The sequence below is a fragment of the Nocardia australiensis genome, from assembly GCF_020733705.1.
Lineage (GTDB): Bacteria > Actinomycetota > Actinomycetes > Mycobacteriales > Mycobacteriaceae > Nocardia > Nocardia australiensis.
Map to the genome: position 1 here is coordinate 1 of NZ_JAJFZM010000004.1, position 14,163 is coordinate 14,163.

The 14,163-nt window shown below is 64.7% G+C and carries 15 protein-coding genes; 7 read left to right on the forward strand and 8 right to left on the reverse strand.

All coding sequences use genetic code 11. From position 1 onward, the window contains the following. On the forward strand, positions 1-272 hold a 272-nt coding region (locus tag LKE06_RS20710), incomplete at its 5' end, for a formylglycine-generating enzyme family protein (RefSeq protein ID WP_228000987.1). Between the two features lie 8 nt (positions 273-280). Here the strand turns inward: LKE06_RS20710 and LKE06_RS20715 are convergent. The 7 genes from LKE06_RS20715 to LKE06_RS20745 all read right to left on the reverse strand — a co-directional run bounded on the left by LKE06_RS20715 (position 281) and on the right by LKE06_RS20745 (position 7,551). Continuing rightward, the gene (locus LKE06_RS20715; RefSeq protein WP_228000988.1) at positions 281-1,576 is read right to left on the reverse strand and encodes a hypothetical protein; all 1,296 of its coding nucleotides are present in this window, start codon (positions 1,574-1,576) and stop codon (positions 281-283) included. Beyond that, a complete protein-coding gene (locus LKE06_RS20720; RefSeq protein ID WP_228000989.1) occupies positions 1,576-1,797 on the reverse strand; it encodes a hypothetical protein in 222 nt (73 codons plus the stop codon). The genes LKE06_RS20715 and LKE06_RS20720 overlap by 1 nt, the downstream gene beginning before the upstream one ends. Before the next feature lie 218 nt (positions 1,798-2,015). Continuing rightward, entirely contained in the window at positions 2,016-4,163 is a 2,148-nt protein-coding gene (locus LKE06_RS20725) for a putative bifunctional diguanylate cyclase/phosphodiesterase (RefSeq protein ID WP_228000990.1), read from the reverse strand. 273 nt (positions 4,164-4,436) lie between these two features. Continuing rightward, positions 4,437-4,580 (reverse strand): hypothetical protein, encoded by a 144-nt coding sequence (locus LKE06_RS20730; RefSeq protein ID WP_228000991.1) that lies wholly within the window; start codon positions 4,578-4,580, stop codon positions 4,437-4,439. A 147-nt stretch (positions 4,581-4,727) separates the two neighbouring features. After that, the gene (locus LKE06_RS20735; RefSeq protein WP_228000992.1) at positions 4,728-5,651 is read right to left on the reverse strand and encodes an LLM class flavin-dependent oxidoreductase; all 924 of its coding nucleotides are present in this window, start codon (positions 5,649-5,651) and stop codon (positions 4,728-4,730) included. Positions 5,652-5,711: 60 nt separating this feature from the next. Continuing rightward, positions 5,712-7,037: an FAD-dependent oxidoreductase gene (locus tag LKE06_RS20740; protein ID WP_228000993.1), complete on the reverse strand. Its 1,326-nt coding sequence runs from the start codon at positions 7,035-7,037 to the stop codon at positions 5,712-5,714. Between the two features lie 31 nt (positions 7,038-7,068). After that, positions 7,069-7,551 (reverse strand): MarR family winged helix-turn-helix transcriptional regulator, encoded by a 483-nt coding sequence (locus tag LKE06_RS20745; RefSeq protein ID WP_228000994.1) that lies wholly within the window; start codon positions 7,549-7,551, stop codon positions 7,069-7,071. A 94-nt stretch (positions 7,552-7,645) separates the two neighbouring features. Here LKE06_RS20745 and LKE06_RS20750 point away from each other — a divergent pair, with 94 nt between their 5' ends. Beyond that, entirely contained in the window at positions 7,646-9,181 is a 1,536-nt protein-coding gene (locus tag LKE06_RS20750; protein WP_228000995.1) for a DHA2 family efflux MFS transporter permease subunit, read from the forward strand. A gap of 15 nt (positions 9,182-9,196) precedes the next feature. On the opposite strand, the gene LKE06_RS20755 is transcribed toward LKE06_RS20750, so the two are convergent. Continuing rightward, on the reverse strand, positions 9,197-9,628 hold the full coding sequence (locus LKE06_RS20755; RefSeq protein ID WP_228000996.1) for a type II toxin-antitoxin system Rv0910 family toxin: 432 nt from the start codon (positions 9,626-9,628) through the stop codon (positions 9,197-9,199). A 467-nt stretch (positions 9,629-10,095) separates the two neighbouring features. Between LKE06_RS20755 and LKE06_RS20760 the strand changes: the two genes are divergently transcribed. From LKE06_RS20760 to LKE06_RS20780, 5 genes are read left to right on the forward strand one after another with little or no spacing between them, the layout of a single operon-like run. Continuing rightward, a complete protein-coding gene (locus LKE06_RS20760; RefSeq protein WP_228000997.1) occupies positions 10,096-11,589 on the forward strand; it encodes an ATP-binding protein in 1,494 nt (497 codons plus the stop codon). Then, a complete protein-coding gene (locus tag LKE06_RS20765; RefSeq protein ID WP_228000998.1) occupies positions 11,589-12,023 on the forward strand; it encodes a roadblock/LC7 domain-containing protein in 435 nt (144 codons plus the stop codon). Before LKE06_RS20760 ends, LKE06_RS20765 begins: the two co-directional genes overlap by 1 nt. Further along, the gene (locus LKE06_RS20770; protein WP_228000999.1) at positions 12,020-12,370 is read left to right on the forward strand and encodes a DUF742 domain-containing protein; all 351 of its coding nucleotides are present in this window, start codon (positions 12,020-12,022) and stop codon (positions 12,368-12,370) included. Before LKE06_RS20765 ends, LKE06_RS20770 begins: the two co-directional genes overlap by 4 nt. After that, positions 12,345-12,965, forward strand: coding sequence for a GTP-binding protein (locus LKE06_RS20775; RefSeq protein WP_228001000.1), 621 nt, complete (start codon positions 12,345-12,347; stop codon positions 12,963-12,965). Before LKE06_RS20770 ends, LKE06_RS20775 begins: the two co-directional genes overlap by 26 nt. A 36-nt stretch (positions 12,966-13,001) precedes the next feature. Continuing rightward, complete coding sequence (locus LKE06_RS20780) at positions 13,002-13,865, forward strand: LLM class F420-dependent oxidoreductase (RefSeq protein ID WP_228001001.1); 864 nt, start codon at positions 13,002-13,004, stop codon at positions 13,863-13,865. Positions 13,866-14,163: the final 298 nt, after the last annotated feature.

Here is a 14,163-nt window from a genome sequence, read left to right on the forward strand (position 1 = left end):
CCAATGCGTGGGGCTTCTACGACATGCTGGGCAATGTATGGAATTGGTGCTGGGATATCTACGACGCCGAGGTGTACGGCGAATACCGGGTACTGCGCGGTGGCGGATGGTCCGACCAGCAGTGGAGCTGCCGCGCGTCGGTCCGCCGTCGCAGCCATCCCACCTTCCGAATCGACGATGTGGGGTTCCGCGTCGCCCGGTCGCTGACTTGCCCGTCACCGACTTCCAGCAACTGCCACACCCGTCTGCACGCGACGCGAAGTCGGCCGTGACGAACGGCTCATCTGGTGGGCCAGCTATCGGAAGTGCCTCGGTGGCGGCGCATTTGGCGTCTTCTGAAGAAGACCTCCTCTACCGAGATCGTGGGGATCTGGGACGTGATCGCGGCCATGTGAGTATCGAGTTGGAGTTCGTGGATGTGCAGTTCCAGACCGGCTCGGCGCTCGGGAGGCAGTCGGGCCCATACCGCGCCGATTCGGGTGTGCACGCTGGTGTCGCCGCTGGCGAGCACTTGGAGTAGCTGCGGCCATAGGCCGGTTTCGGCAGCGATCGAGGGCAGAGTGGCCACGGACGAGTCCGATAGGTCGGCGACCAGGCGTGCGACAATTTGCTGAATTCCGGTGTCGCTGCGCTGTATCAGCAGCAGTAGTCCGCGCCACACGCTGGGTTCGTAACGGTGGTCGAGTGCGCCGATGATCGCGGTCAACGCCGCCTCGTCGCCGATGACCGGGTTCGCGGCCATCGCGTCGAGGACCTGGGGATTCATGCGGCCGGTGAAGGTCAGCAGTTCGGCTATCGCGCCGACGCGAATGGCGGTGACGATGAGATTGCTGATGGATTCACTTGTCCCGACGGCGAATAGGATGTCACCGACGGCGGTCATCACATCGTCGTCGCAGCGCGCGAACGCCGATAGTGCCGCCAGCTGTAGATCAGGCGAACCGTTCAGCACGGTGTGCAGGATCCGCGGAATCCGTTGCCACCGGCCGTTGAGCAGCTGGCGCAGGATGGCGCTGACGCTCTCTGCCGAGAACGCGTACGCCGCGGAGAAGATCAGGCCCGCGTCATCGTGCACGCCCTGTTCCACGGCGTCGATCAGGGTCGCAGTGGCATACGCCAGAAACGGTCCGGCCGTGATGTAGTCCCTGCGGCGCAGTATCTCGTTGAGAATGAGCACGATGGGGTCCGGCGGCGCGGCATCGGCGAGTTGGCCGACCGTTCGCGGATCCATATACGGCGCGCAGTCCGCGGCATACGCCGTCCCGAGCAGCGCGACCGTATCGGCCGCCTTCTTCGGATGGTCGACACCGACGGCACCCGCGGCGCGACCGGTCATCATCGGGGGCACGATCCGCTGCACCAGTGGCATCGAGATGGTCAGCGGAATGATCGGTACCAGCTTGCTGATTCGCGCGAACACTTCGGCGTGCTGATCGAACATTATGCTGGCCATACGTTGCTGCAATTCGTGCAGATGCGCGGCGCCCAACCGCTCCAGGTGGGCCAATCGCTGCGCGGGGACATGCAGTGTGCGCGCCAGCAGAATGATCTGTGCGCGAGTTACCAGGTCAGTCATCAGTCGAGATGGCGCCCGAACATGATCTTTCTTGTCGGTGCGCGTAATGGTCTGGGTAAGGCGCCGGTCATCTGTTCGATGGAGCCGATCAGCGTGGTCTTCTCGTGTGCTCTGGCCGCTCGGAACAGCATCAGCAGGTCAGCGGCCTCATGATCGGACAGTTGATCGCATGCCGCCAGTGGGCCGTGCAGTTCTTGTTCGAGGTCGGTTCTTGCGGTCATACTGCTCCTCGTTCTATTCGAGCCCGGCAGCTCCGATTACCCTCGATGGTGGTCGTTGAATCATAGGGGCGTGTACCTCGTTCGGATCGAGGAATCGAGACCCGAACGGCCCCATATATTTTGGTGATTGTCACAGTCGGCGCCGGTCACGCGAGATCCGCGATGCCAGGCCGCGACCACGTCGAGGGTGGGCCGGCCGACTCTGGTGAGTCGGGGCCCTACAGCGCCGGGCCTCCCACTGATGTGGCAGATCGGTCGACGAGCAACTCGGTCACCTGATGAACCGGCATCGGGCGGTGGAACAGCCAGCCTTGTGCGGTGTCACAACCGAGGTCGCGCAGCCGGTTCGCCTGGTGCTGGGTTTCCACGCATTCGGCGGTGATGACGCAGCCGAGCGCGTGGGTGAGTTCGATGATCGTTTCCAGGATGAGCAGATCGGCCGTACTCGGCGATTGCGGGGTCCGCAGACAGCGGATGAAGGGCCCGGCGAGTTTGACCACGTCTAGCGGAAGCTGGCCGAGATAAGCGAGATTCGAGTATCCGGTGCCGAAGTCATCAATGGCGATGTTGACACCGGACTCCGCGAGCGTGCGCAGCGCCTGCAACGGCCGTCCGGTGGTGTGCATGAACGCGCGCTCGGTCAGTTCGAGTTGCAGCCGGTCCGGTGGTAAGCCGGTTTCGGTGAGAACCTCCTGCACGCGGTCCAGCCAGGTGGGGTCGGCCACCTCTGTGGCGGCGACGTTCACGCTGACGATCGGTGCGTCCTCACGAAATCGGTCGTACCAGTCGCGGCCGTCAGCGCAGGCCCGCTCGAGCACGAGTGCGCCGAGTGCACCGATATGACCGTTGTCTTCGGCGAGTTCCACGAACTGGCTGGGCGGAAGCACTCCGAGATCCGGGTGCCGCCAGCGAACCAGCGCTTCGACGGCCATTGTTCGCTCATCGGCAAGACCGACGATCGGCTGATAATCGAGGAAGAGTTCGCCGCGACCCAAAGCCGTTGGCATAGCCGCCGACAGCTCCGAGCGGGCGTGGGCCTGCCTACCACGGTCGGCGTCGAACACCGCGTATCGACCGCGTCCGGCGGCCTTGGCCCAGTACATCGTGGTGTCGGCCGCCTGCAGCAGTTCGTCGGCGGTGGCGTGCTCGCAGCGCCCCTGAAGCACGCCGATGCTCGCGGTGACGGTGAGATTATGGCCGTCGATGTCGAAGGGCGTGGCAACGGTGTCGAGCATGGTCTGCGCCAATTCCGCCGCGGTGTCCGAGCCATCGAATTGCGGGACCAGCACGACGTATTCGTCGCCGCCCATGCGCGCCACCAGTTGATCGGGCCGCCCGGCGCAGTCGCGCAGCCGCCGCGCGACCTGAATGAGCAGCTCGTCACCGACCGCGTGTCCGAAGGTGTCGTTGACCATTTTGAAATTGTCGAGGTCGACATAGCAGAGGCCGAAGGTGGATCCGGCGTCCGCGAACGCGTCGGTGAGCGCGTCGATGAATCGGGAGCGGTTCGGCAGGCCGGTCAATTGATCGTGGTGGGCGCGGAACTGTAGGCGCTCCCGCAGCGCGCGTTGCTCGGAGATGTCTTCTACCAGCACCAGCGTGTATTGCGGACGGTCGTGCTCGTCGCGAATGAGCGAGAAATTGAGGTTGGTCCACACTGTGTGTCCCGCACGGTGCGGGTAGGCTTTTTCGACTTGGATACTGTCGTGTTCGCCCCGCAGTAAGGCCGTGTAGAGGTCCCACATACCGGCTTCGTCGTCGGGATGAACCAGATCGGTCAGCGCGAGCTCGTACATTTGGGCGGGCTCGTAGCCGAGCATGGTGGCGAACGCAGTGTTCACCTCGACGATTCTGCCTGTCATATCCAAAAGCCCGGTGCCGATCCCGGCCTGGGTGAATACTGCGCGCAGCCGCGCCTCGCTTTCGCGTAGCTGTCGTTCGGCGGTGTGACGCGCGACGATGTCGGCGGCCCGTACGCTCTCCTGTTCGGCGAGTAGCCAGGTCCGGAACGCGCGAATGTAGCCGTTGGTGAAGGCGCCGAGTAATTCCGCCAGCCGATCCACCGGGATGCCGGTGTCGCCCAGGTGGGCGCACAGCACCGCGATGCTGCGTCCGAGCACCTCGTCTCCGACGAAATGCGCTTGTGCCAGTTCGGCACCCAGCTCGACAATCTGGTTGGTCGGTTCTTTTGTGTGAGCGGCGACTTCGAGTTCGCGAGCCAACTCGGTCAGCAGTAGGCGCGCTTCGTCCGCGCTCATCGGCACCACGTGATCGCGAGCCCCTTCGCCGAGCGCGGCCGTCCAGCGGGCGGTCAGATCGGCGTGCAAAGCATTATCGCCTGATCCGGGCCCGGCATCCCAACCCATGGGTGCCAATCCTAACGGGCCCCGGGGGATGGACGCGTACCACGGCGCATCGCGGGCCGCTGGGATACGATGGCCGCGCCTGTCGAGTTGTTATCCGAGTGCCACCGGAATGCGCGTGGTGCGAAAGTTTTTCAGGATCCATGACCAGACCGAGTTGGGCTCCCGAGGGAATCGATCTCGACCGCCCCAGCGCGTCGAGGGTCTAGGACTACTTCGTCGGCGGCATGCACAACTTCGAGATGGATCGGCAATTGGCGTGCCAGATCGAGGCTTTCACTCCGATTCGAGAAGCCGGGCGCGGTGCTGCTGCTCGGTATGCTGCATTTCGTCGCCAACGAGGCCGATCCGGCGGCTTGTGTCGCAGGCCTGCGGGCCGCGGTCGCGCCAGGCCTCGACCGGGATCGTGCTGCGATCCAAGGACGAGATCGCCGCCTATTTCGATGGCTGGTCGAACCGGGTCTCGTGCACCTGCCGCTGTGGCGTCCCGACGATCCCGCCGGATTCGTCTCCGACCCCGAACAGTCCGGGGCCTACGGCGGTATCGCGCGCGCCGGGCCTAGCGCCTCACGCGACGTGCGGCAGCACCTCGGCGGCGAGGCGTTCCATTTGGGCGGCCTCCTCGAAAAGCGGGTTGACGAGGATCATTTCGGCTCCGGCGGCCACTACCGCGCGCAGGCCCTCGATGCAGTCCGCCGGTGTGCCGTGGACAGCGACAGGCAGCAGGGATTTCCCGAAGTCGCCATAGAATTCGATCAGCCGGGCGGCTATCCGTTCGCGGGCACGGTCGGCGTTGTCATCCACGGCCAGGTAGACGCGTTTGGCAATGCGGAAGTCCGATGTGTCGCTGCTACCTTTTTCTGCCAGTGCCGCGCGGACTGTCCGAACCTGATCGGCGAATTTCGCCGTCGTCGTCGATCCGGCGCCGAAGAAGCCATCGCCGTGCCGCACGGCGCGGCGCAGCGCGGCGGACTTGCTGCCTCCGAACCACAGTGGCGGATAAGGCTTTTGGAACGGCTTGGGTGCCAAGGTGGCGTCGCGCAGCTGCCAGAACTGTCCGTCGATATCCACGGTCGGCTGGGTCCAGAGCGCCTTCATGACCTGAAGCCCCTCGTTGAAACGAGTGACCAGGTTGTCGGCGGGGTCGACATCGAATGCGGAGAACAGCCGGCCGCGTCCACCGATGCCGACGCCGATCTCGAGCCGTCCCCGGCTCAGCTGATCCAGCGTGGCTATCCGCTTGGCGAGATGGACGGGATTGTGCAGGGGAGTGACGAATACCGCGCACCCGAGGCGCAATCGCTCGTTGACGGCAGCGGCGAAGGTCAGCAGTTCGATCGGACTGAGATTGGGCGCCGAGCCGAGCAGTTGCTCGGTCGTCCACGCGCTCTCGAAGCCGAGCTCCTCGGCTCGATTCAGGTAGGCCCGCAGATCCTCGGGCTGGAACGTCGCGTCGGGGACGAGCTGCGGGAGCGAGATCGCGAATCGCATCATTCGACCCTAGCCGGTGGCGTATGGGCGGTCGGGCGCGGGCGGTGTTGCAGGCGATGATCACTCGGAGCCGAAGTCCGAGAACATCTTTCGCTTGAGCGAAGGAACCGCCTCGGCGACTCGGAATACCATGCGCCCGATCGTCCGCCCAGCCCGGCTGTCGGATACCGCCTGGTTCGCGGCGGTCGCGGAATCGCGCACGGCCTTGAAGCCGTAGTCGATCATCTGTGCCTCGTAGTCGTGGATCGCGGCGAGCAGCGGCCGCGCGCCACGATCGGCGGCCACCAGTTTCTCGCACAGCAGCCGGGCGTCGCGCAATGCGACATTCGCGCCGATCCCGCGAAATGGCGTCATGCTGTGGATCGCGTCGCCGAGCAGGGTGACACGCGTCGTCTCCCAAGCCGACACCGGAGTCGAGGTACGAATCGAGATGAGCGTGACGGTCTCGGTGTCGGTGCCGCCGATGAGTTCACGCAGCTGTGGTGCCCACCTCGCGGTCATCGCATTCACCATCTCGTGCAGTTGTCGCGGCCGCAACGATTCCAGCGCGACATCGGTGGGGTAGTCCGCGCGCTTGGCGGCGTATGCCCAGAACACATAGGGCTGGGTGTTGTCCAGCAGTGCGCCGGGGCTCGAGGCCGCCGCGTCGTCATTGCCGCCGATGCCGCCGAATCGTGAATCGGGCCGGTCGAATTCATGTGGCGCGATAAACATTCCGCAGCTCGTCGGCGGCATCACGCTCAGTGGCGATTCGAGGAACTTCGGCGCGATTCGGTGTCGGCTCTCGTCGGTGAGGCCGAATTTGCCGACCACGGTGACGATTCCGGTTTCTACGCGCCGTGCGTCCGGCAGGCGTTGCGCGCGCACGCGGGATGTGCCACCGTCCGCGCCGACCAGCACATCGCCGGTGGCCGTGCCGCCATCGGCGAAATGTACTTCGACACGGCCGTCGGGAGACTCCCGGTATCCGGTGACGGTCTTGTCGTAGCGCACCACCGCACCGAGATCGGCGAGCAGGATCTGGCGCAGCGTGATCCGGCTGATTCCGTAATTGCGATCGATTTCGTCGCGCGGCCCAGTCTCGATGACATCCGCGTCCAGGTTGAGCAGTTCCCTCATCTGCTCGGTGACGAAGCCGAACTTGGTCGCGCCCTTCCCTGAATTGGCGACGAAGGCGCGGTACATCTGTTCGGGCAGCAGTTCGTGCAGGCTGCGACTGCCTTGCGGGCTGATATGGATGCGAAATCCCTGCAGCCGGTCGGTGCGGTGGCGGTCGCGTTCGTAGACGGCGACGCTGACGCCGGCCTTGCGCAGGCCGTTGGCCAGGGCAAGGCCGCCGATCCCGCCGCCGGCGATTATCACGTGCAGTGGTTTGTGAGCGGACACGGCGTTTCCTTCCGATCTCGTGTGCTGAGACTCAGCTCTGGCTCCAGTCGAAGGGCCTGCTCCGGCGACCGGCCCGTTGCTGTTGCGCCGTGCCGTTGGCGGCCCACGACTCGATCAGCCGCTGCAGCAGCCCGGTCAGTGTCACGACGTCGGTGGCCGACCAGTCGGCGATCACCGCACCGAAGACCTGGTTGCCGACATCGAGGAACTGCCGCAGCTCGGCCCGGCCCGCGTCGGTCACCTCGAGTAGCACCGCGCGGCGATCCACCGGATCCGCGGTGGTGCGTACCAGATCGGCGTCGGCCAGTGCCTTGATGTGCCTGGTGATCGAGGAGGGGAGGGCGTCAAGTCGTTCGGCGACCTCGCCCGCCCGCAGTGGACCGTGTTCGGCGGCCAGTTGAAGTACGCCGACGCGGACCGGGTCGAATGCCTTCGACATGCCGGTGCGCATCGCCTCGGCGAAGCGCTCGGTGGTCCTGGCCAGCGCGGCGACCTGCTCTGTATTTGCGTGCATGAAACAATCGTAAATTAATTGATTCGATGAAGCAACTATAACTGGCCAGGTGAATGTACTGGTTCTTTGAGTGAAGAGGTGACAGGCTTAACCGGTGACCTATCCTCCGGATACGACGTCGGGGCCCGACCCGACGACCGACAAGCTGGACGCGGCCGTGTTCAAGGTGGCGGGCGTGGTCGTGCTCGGCGCGATCATGTCGATCCTGGACATCACCGTAGTCAGCGTCGCGATTCCGACCTTCCAGCGCGAATTCGACACCAGTTACGCGATCGCCGCGTGGACCATGACCGGCTACACGCTGGCCCTTGCCACCGTCATCCCCGTCACCGGGTGGGCGGCGGATCGGTTCGGCACCAAGCGGCTGTACATGATGGCGCTGACGTTCTTCGTGCTCGGGTCGATCCTGTGCAGCACGGCCTGGAATATCGAGTCGCTCATCGCATTTCGCGTAATCCAGGGCATCGGCGGCGGCATGCTGATGCCGCTCGGTATGACGATCATGACCCACGCGGCGGGCCCGCAGCGCATCGGCCGCGTGATGGCGGTGCTCGGCGTCCCGATGCTGCTCGGCCCGATCGCCGGCCCGATTCTGGGTGGCTGGCTGATCGGAAGCTTCAGCTGGCACTGGATCTTCCTGATCAACCTGCCGATCGGCATTGTCGCGCTGATCCTGGCTTTCATCGTCTTCCCCTCGGACAAACCGGAACCGTCGGAGTCGTTCGACTTCCTCGGCATGCTGCTTGCCTCGCCGGGCCTCGCCCTGTTCCTGTTCGGGGTGTCGTCGATTCCCGGTGAGGGCACGGTCGCCGCGCCGAAGGTACTGGTGTCCATGGCGATCGGCCTGGTGCTGATGGTCGCGTTCGTGTTCCATGCGCTGCGGACCGAACACCCCCTCATCGATCTGCATCTGTTCCGCAACAAGGCGCTGACGTTCTCGGTGCTCACCATGGTGCTGTTCGCATGCGCGTTCTTCGGAGCCGGTTTGCTGCTGCCGACCTATCTGCAGCAGGTGCGCGGTGAATCGGCGCTACAGGCCGGTCTGCTGATCGCGCCACAGGGCTTGGGGGCGATGCTCACGATGCCGATCGCGGGCCGTTTTGTCGACAAGATCGGTCCGGGCAAGATCGTGCTGGTCGGCATCACACTGCTGGCTGTCGGCATGGCCTTCTTCACGCAGTTGCATGCAGACACCTCATATGTGGCCATGTGTGTGGCCCTGTTCGTGACGGGTCTTGGCATGGGTTGCACGATGATGCCGATCATGACCGCGGCGATCCAGACGCTGAGTCATCAACAGGTCGCGCGGGGTTCGACGCTGATGAACATCATCAACCAGACCGCCGGGTCGATCGGCACCGCGACCATGTCGGTGGTGCTGACGAACATGTTGAGCAACCAGCCGCTCGCCGGGCCCGCGATCGCGTCGAACTTCGATCCGAGCATCGCGCAGAAGGTCCCGCCCGGCATGATCGAACAAGGGCTGGAGCAGGCAGCGACAGCGTTCGGTCAAACTTACATCGTGGCGCTGGTGCTCATCGTCGCGACCTTGATTCCGGCCTTCTTCCTGCCGCGATCGCGCCCGAAGGATCTGAAGGACGCCGAGACGGTGTCCTCGGCGCTGGTGTAGGTGCCGGGATATCGGTCAGCCGTACAGTTCGACGAAGCGGTCCAGGGAGCGTTCGATGTCGCCCTTCAACGCGCGGGCGACACCGGAGCCGATGGGCCCGAACAGCGGCGCGCCGCCGAGTTCGATACTGACCGTAACTGTGGAACCGGCGCCCTTCGGCGCGACGAGCATCTCGAGCCCGAATTTGGTTCCACCCTTGCCCGCGCCGGTGAGTGCCAGCCGTCGCGGCGGCTCGGCGGCCCGCACAGTCCAGGTCACCCGGTTGCGTAATCCCTTGGCGGAGGCGACGCCGACCAGAGAGGTCCCTACCGTCAGCTCGTCGGGCACCTCGCTGCGCCAGGCCTCGTGCATGGTGAGCCACTTGTCGAGCTCGTGGAGGTTGGAGGTGTGCGACCACGCCGCGTCAGGGGAGATCGGAACCTCGACGGTGACCTTCAGCTTTGCCATGCGCGAATGGTATCCGGTACTCGCGGTTCCACCGACGCCTCACCGGCGGAGCGGCCCGCCGCCGGTCGCGGATGAATCCACCGTCGGCTACCGCTGAGCGGCCTGAACAGTCCCGAGCACGAAATCGTCTCTGGCGGTAACGGTTCGACGCTCATCCAACCGCCGCCGATCATGAGATACTTCGAAGCAATGCTGCTAGGGTGGGCGAGTCGTCGGGTCCTGGGTTCTGTTCGGGCTCGCTGGTTCGGTTGGCGGTTTGATCTTGGAATCGCCTGTCCTACAGGCATTGTGAGGTCGATTGCGTGGGTCTCCGGTGCTTGCCGGAGTCCGGTTTCCGACGCGGACCTCATTCGACGAGGGTTACTCATGGTCGGCGCGCCGAGAAAGGTGAGACGAAGCGCTGTGGCTGCAGGCTGTGTCATCACGAGGTACGTCGTAGCGTCCGACCGCCAACGACGAGAGAGCTGATGAATCAAGAAATCGCCGTGGTGCTTTTATGGATCCTTGCCCCCGCTCTCGTGTTAGCCGTGGCGGTGCTGGTGTGGGCACTGAAATCCGGCAGAGCCCAACGGGCCCGCGCTGATGCGTTGACGGTGCAGAATCGGGCACTCGAGGAGGCCGTCGAACATCTCGCCGCCAACACCTTGCCCGCCGTGTCGGAATCGGTTCGGCACCCTGATGTTCCGATGCCGGTGGTCGAAGTGCCAGTGGGAATGGAACATTCGCTGTTCGCCCAGTGCTTACGGTGGATTTCCGAGCGCTGGGCCGACGACCTGCGGATGATCCAGGCCGAGACGCGAGAGTCCGCGCTACGCGAGGCTGACGACAAGGTCACGGCGAGTGAGGACGAGGCACGCCGGACACTCGAGTCGACACGGGAGAATGCCCGCGCCGAGGTCGAGTCGTCGTCGCGGGCCGCGACCAGCGCCGCCGTGCGCTCGTTCGGTACCTCGGTGGTGAGCCTGGGCGCGGACGTCAGTCAGGTGGTCAGCGCGGCGCTGCGCGAGCATCGCGACGACGAGGTCTACGCGACCCTGACCCGCATCGACCACACGGTCCAGCAGATGCTGCGCCAGGCGCAGTCCTACGTCATCGTCTGTGGTGGCCTGCCGGGTCGTCGCTGGCCCGCGCAGTTGCTCACCGACGTGGTCGGCGGCGCCACCGGCCGTGTGCGTGACTATTTGCGCGTGCGGCCAGGCCAGCTCGATCGTGTCGTCATCAGCCGGGCCGTCGAACCGCTGGTGCACACCCTGGCCACGCTGCTCGACAACGCGTTGCGTTACTCCCCGCCAACGTCGTTCGTGGATGTCAACTTCCAAGAGGGCCACCACGGCGTCACCGTCATCATCGATGACGCCGGTGTGCGGATGAACGCCGAGCAGATGGAGGAGGCGAGGCAGGTGCTCGCGCACGAGCGCCCGGTCGACATCCATCAGCTCGGCCCGTCACCCAAGGTCGGCTTCCCCGGTATCGCCGCGCTGGCTCGCCGTTACGGGTTCACCGTCTACATCGACGGCCCGAACGTGTACGGCGGTATGCGCGCCATGGTGTATATCCCCGAGGCGCTGCTCATCGCGGCGCCCGCGGGCGACGAGGTCGGCACGCCGGCCGCCACGCCCGTCCCCGAGCCGCGACGCGAGGAGGCACCGGTACCTGTGTCCGCAGGGATGCGTGATCAGTCGATCGAGAACGAGCCGTTCTCGGTGCACGAGATCACCAGCGGCGGGCTGCCCAAGCGGCGTCGCAGGGCGACGTCGCTGCCCGCACCGGCGGGACCGCGCATCATCCGGACCGAACCCGAGGTCGGCTTGGCCCGGCCCGATATCGCCGCGGCATGGCAGATCGGCTCCAAGAGTGGGCGGGCCGCCGCCGACGAAGAAACGAACACCGCTGGCGACGGTTTTCCCGCCGTTCGAAACATCAACACAGGATCCGATCACACCGAAGGGATGACATCCTGATGGGCACACCGATTACAACGGGGGCCGACAGTGCCAATCGACTGGGCTGGCTACTCGAGGATCTGAATGCCCCCGGTGTCAGATTCGCGGTCCTCCTGTCGGATGACGGTCTGCGTATCGCGCATTCCGGTGGGGTGTCCAAGGATGACGCCGAGCGATTCGCCGCTGCGGCCTCGGGCCTGCGGTCCTTGGGCAAGGCGCTCGGTGAGTTCTGCGGCGGCGCGGGCAACGGTGTGCGACAGAACATGACGGAGTACGACGACGGCATGATCCTCATCACCGCGGCCGGTGATGGCGCGTTACTCGGTGTCTCCACCACGGCGGAGACCGATGTCGGTTTAGTCGTGCACCGCATGAACGAGCTGGCCGCGCGGGTTGGGCACGAGCTCGGAAGCCAGCCGCGGGGGAGGACTGATAGCGGCGGCCTGACATGACGGGCGCGCGGCGTGATCCCGACCTGGTCCGCGCGTATGTGCGGACCGGCGGGCGGACGCGTGCCAGTCGCGAATTGGACCTGGTCACTTTGGTTCTTGCCGCGAAGGACCCACTTCTCGGAGCTTCTCCGGACGCCCGCCGAGTGCTGGCCTTGTGCAGCCGCCGCAGCGCACTCTCGATCGCCGAGGTCGCTGCCTATCTCGATCTGCCACCGTCGGTGGTGAAAATCGTCGTCTCCGATTTGCTCGACACCGAGCACCTGGTAATTCCTACTCCGGTGGCGGTTCTGCCGGAAATCTCTTTGTTGGAGGAGGTGCTCAATGGGCTCCGTGCTCTCCCAGCCTGAGCGCGCTGTCGAGTACGTGTCCGACACTGTCACCCGGTCGGTCAAGCTATTGGTCGCCGGCAATTTCGGTGTCGGCAAAACAACATTCGTCAACAGCATCTCGGAGATCAAGCCGCTGCGCACCGAGGAGACGATCACCGAGGCGAGCGTCGGTATCGACGATATGGCGGGCCTGCCCGGCAAGTCGCAGACGACCGTCGCGATGGACTTCGGCCGTATCACGCTGAATCCCGAACTGGCGCTGTATCTTTTCGGCACACCGGGGCAGAAGCGATTCGTCCCGCTGTGGGAGGAACTGGCACGCGGCGCGCTCGGCGCGCTGGTGCTCGTCGATACCCGGCGCATCGAGAAGGCCGACGAGGTGCTGTCGGTGCTCGAGGAACGCGGCGTGGCGTATTCGGTGGCGGTCAATCAGTTCGAGGGCGCCAAACGCTATCCGCTCGAAGAGATCCGGGATGCCCTCGACCTGGATCCCGCGACGCCGCTGTCTTCCCTGGACGCACGCAATAGGAAGACGTGCATCCAGGCCATGATCACCCTTGTCGAATTTCTGTTCCAGCGTCTGGAGTCACGTCTGCTCACGACGCACCAGTAGGGATCGGCCGCCGACGCGCACGGATGAGGAGACGATATGGAACTCGGACTGCACTACTGGACGTTTTCACATCCGGCGCAATCAGAACTGATGGCAAACACGCTGGCAGAAACTGCTCGGATCGCCGAGCAGGCCGGTTTCGCGCAGTTCACGGTGATGGATCACTACTTCCAGATGGAGCACCGGGGCACCGCGGACGAGCCGATGCTCGAGGGCTATACAACGCTGGGCTACCTCGCGGCGGTGACCGAGCGAATGCGCCTGGGGCTTTTGGTGACCGGCGTGATGTACCGCTACCCCGGGCTGCTCGCGAAAATCGTGACCACGTTGGATGTGCTGTCCGGCGGGCGCGCGCAGCTCGGTATCGGCGCGTCCTGGTATGAGCGCGAGCAGCTCGCGCTCGGGGTTCCGGTGGTGCCGATGGCGCAGCGCTACGAACGGTTGGAAGAGACGCTGCAAATCTGCCTGCAGATGTGGAGTGACAACAACGGCCCGTTCCATGGCAAGCATTACCAACTGGCTGAAACACTGTGTGTGCCCGCGCCATTGAGCAAGCCCCGACCGCCGATTCTGGTCGGTGGTGGCGGCGAGCAGAAGACCCTGCTGCTGGTGGCGCGTTACGCGGATGCCTGCAATCTGTTCGCCTCCAGCGTTGCCGAGGTTACGCACAAGCTCGAGGTACTGCGTAGGCATTGCGGGGCCGAAGGCCGTGATTACGACGCTATTCGGAAGACCGCGGTCTATACCGAGCCGGTCCTCGATGGCTCGGAGACCTTCCTGGCGGCGGCGCAACAGTTTGCGGCCCTTGGTATCGAGGAGCTCGACCTGATGCCCGACCGGAATCCGATCGAGTTCGCCGAGCAGGTTGCCGGACTGGTGCCGCAGGTCGCATCGCTGTGAACCACGCTGTCGTAAACCTCACTGTCGGACGCTCGCTCACCTGGTAGCTCGACCTACAGCGACCCAGTCGATCGGAAGGTTTGCCAGCTCACCTCGGTATTGTCGAAATATCTCGAATGCCAAGCCCGGTATATCGTGTCTGCGACAGGCTGCGGCGGTGTTGCTACCGATAGGTTCGGCTGCGATCTTCGATGCCCGGGTGGGTATGATCGGCTGATGTGCTCGAAGCCTGTTAAGGTCAAACGCATTTGGTGTACAGCGGGGTACCCGATGGCGTATTAGGCCATCGCACCGACCT

Bases quoted from the DNA above. Each gene is read 5' to 3' on its own strand.
- LKE06_RS20715 (WP_228000988.1), bottom strand. From the start codon at position 1,576: ATGACTGACCTGGTAACTCGCGCACAGATCATTCTGCTGGCGCGCACA.
- LKE06_RS20720 (WP_228000989.1), bottom strand. From the start codon at position 1,797: ATGACCGCAAGAACCGACCTCGAACAAGAACTGCACGGCCCACTGGCG.
- LKE06_RS20725 (WP_228000990.1), bottom strand. From the start codon at position 4,163: ATGGGTTGGGATGCCGGGCCCGGATCAGGCGATAATGCTTTGCACGCC.
- LKE06_RS20735 (WP_228000992.1), bottom strand. From the start codon at position 5,651: ATGCGATTCGCGATCTCGCTCCCGCAGCTCGTCCCCGACGCGACGTTC.
- LKE06_RS20745 (WP_228000994.1), bottom strand. From the start codon at position 7,551: ATGCACGCAAATACAGAGCAGGTCGCCGCGCTGGCCAGGACCACCGAG.
- LKE06_RS20755 (WP_228000996.1), bottom strand. From the start codon at position 9,628: ATGGCAAAGCTGAAGGTCACCGTCGAGGTTCCGATCTCCCCTGACGCG.
- LKE06_RS20760 (WP_228000997.1), top strand. From the start codon at position 10,096: ATGAATCAAGAAATCGCCGTGGTGCTTTTATGGATCCTTGCCCCCGCT.
- LKE06_RS20765 (WP_228000998.1), top strand. From the start codon at position 11,589: ATGGGCACACCGATTACAACGGGGGCCGACAGTGCCAATCGACTGGGC.
- LKE06_RS20770 (WP_228000999.1), top strand. From the start codon at position 12,020: ATGACGGGCGCGCGGCGTGATCCCGACCTGGTCCGCGCGTATGTGCGG.
- LKE06_RS20775 (WP_228001000.1), top strand. From the start codon at position 12,345: ATGGGCTCCGTGCTCTCCCAGCCTGAGCGCGCTGTCGAGTACGTGTCC.
- LKE06_RS20780 (WP_228001001.1), top strand. From the start codon at position 13,002: ATGGAACTCGGACTGCACTACTGGACGTTTTCACATCCGGCGCAATCA.